Source organism: Mesorhizobium sp. M2A.F.Ca.ET.037.01.1.1 (assembly GCF_003998075.1).
Classification (GTDB): domain Bacteria; phylum Pseudomonadota; class Alphaproteobacteria; order Rhizobiales; family Rhizobiaceae; genus Mesorhizobium.
In genome coordinates this window covers 1-1692 of record NZ_RZSA01001234.1, presented here as the reverse complement: position 1 = coordinate 1692, position 1692 = coordinate 1, and the positions used below count along the sequence as shown (strand labels likewise).

2 protein-coding genes and 1 pseudogene are annotated in these 1692 nt (G+C 63.9%); 1 reads left to right on the top strand and 2 read right to left on the bottom strand.

The genetic code is table 11. The features are described 5' to 3' along the window. Positions 1–108, bottom strand: a pseudogene (locus tag EOA27_RS42680) (MaoC family dehydratase); the annotation flags it as partial. An 81-nt stretch (positions 109–189) separates the two neighbouring features. Beyond that, complete coding sequence (locus EOA27_RS35465; RefSeq protein ID WP_126081422.1) at positions 190–1005, bottom strand: SDR family oxidoreductase; 816 nt, start codon at positions 1003–1005, stop codon at positions 190–192. A gap of 116 nt (positions 1006–1121) precedes the next feature. Here EOA27_RS35465 and EOA27_RS35460 point away from each other — a divergent pair. After that, on the top strand, positions 1122–1692 hold a 571-nt coding region (locus tag EOA27_RS35460), incomplete at its 3' end, for an acyl-CoA dehydrogenase family protein (RefSeq protein WP_189562274.1).

Sequence of the window (1692 nt, the reverse complement as noted above, 5' to 3'; positions counted from 1 at the left end):
GGCGAACTGGTCGATCATGCGCTGTGTCACCGTTCGCCAGGGCGAGACGCCGACCTCCTTGCCGACGCTTGCCAGAAGCGTATCGAGACTGATCGGTTCCACGCTCATGTCCTCCGCACCCCCGCCCGGATTCCTTGAACCGGGCATCTTATTCCTTGAACCCCGCCCGGATTCCTTGAATCGGGCGTCTTACTCCTTGAACAACGTCATTCCATGCTGCACCGACTGGCCGCCGTCGATAGGCAGGATGGCGCCGGTGACATAGCTTCCGGCACGGCTGCACAAATAAAGCGTTGCGCCGGCAATGTCATCCGCCACGCCGATGCGGCCGAGCGGAACATGGTTACCAACATGTTTCGCCTGCTCCTCGGTCGCTGTGGCGAAGGCCGTCATACGGCTCTGGAAAGGACCGGGGGCAAAGGCGTTGACGGTGATGCGGCGGGCGGCGAATTCGATCGCCAGCGTGCGCGTCAGATGATGCACGGCGGCCTTGGAGGCGGCGTAGGAATAGGCGTCGTCGGCAAGCGGCTGGGTGCCCATCACCGAGCCGAGATTGATCACGCGGGCCGGATCCTCGTCGCTTGCCGCCGCGTCAAGCAGCGGCAAAAGCTCCCGCGTCAGGTGGAAGACCGCGGTGACATTGACGCCGAACACCTTGGCCCAGGCGTGATAGGGGAAATCCTGCAGCGGCGCGCCCCAGGAAATGCCGGCATTGTTGACCAGGATATGCAGGCGCTCCGTGCGCGCCTTCACCTCAGTGACAAGAGCGGCGATGCCAGCTTCGCTGGACACGTCGCCGGCAAAGCCCTCGGCCTGGCCGGAGCCGCCGAGCGCGTTCAATTCGTTAGCGACTTTTGCGCAATCCTCGCCCTTGCGCGAGGCGATCATCACATGGGCGCCGGCGCGGACCAAGCCGGTCGCCACCATGCGGCCAATGCCGGTCGCCGCGCCCGTCACCAGCGCGGTCTTGCCGGCGACCGAGAACAGCTTGTCCAGATAGCTCATTGCATTCCTCCGCACCCCCGGTCAAACCGGCGAGGGGACTCGCGTTGACAAGGCTAGCCGAAGTACGGTCATCCTTGCCACGGGTAAAGATTTATCTGCGAAAGGGACCGGAAGCGATGGCGGACATGAATCTCGGCATGACCGAGCGGCTGAAGCCGATCCACCAGCGTGTAGCGGCTATGGTTCGCGACGAGATCGCGCCACTCGGGGAGGAGTTTCTGGCCGAAATCGGCAAGGAGGGCGACCGCTGGGCCTACACCGCCAGGCAGACCGAAATCCTCGAAGGCTTGAAGAAGACGGCGCGGGAGCGCGGGTTGTGGAACTTCTGGCTGACCGATTCCAAACGCGGCTACGGTCTTTCCACCGTCGAATATGCCTATCTGGCAGAGGAGATGGGCAAGGCGCATCTCGGCGCCGAGACCTTCAACTGCTCGGCGCCCGACACCGGCAACATGGAGGTGCTGGAGCGCTACGGCTCGGAGGCGCACAAGCGGGACTGGCTGGAGCCGCTGCTCGAGGGGAAGATCCGCTCGGCCTATCTGATGACCGAGCCGGATGTTGCCTCCTCGGACGCGACCAACATCTCGATGCGCTGCGAGCGACAGGGCGGCGATTATGTGCTGAACGGCGAGAAATGGTGGGCGTCCGGCGCCGGCGATCCGCGCTGCGCCATCTATATCGTCATGG

Coding starts and splice junctions, on each gene's coding strand:
- EOA27_RS35465 (WP_126081422.1), bottom strand. CDS start 1,005: ATGAGCTATCTGGACAAGCTGTTCTCGGTCGCCGGCAAGACCGCGCTG.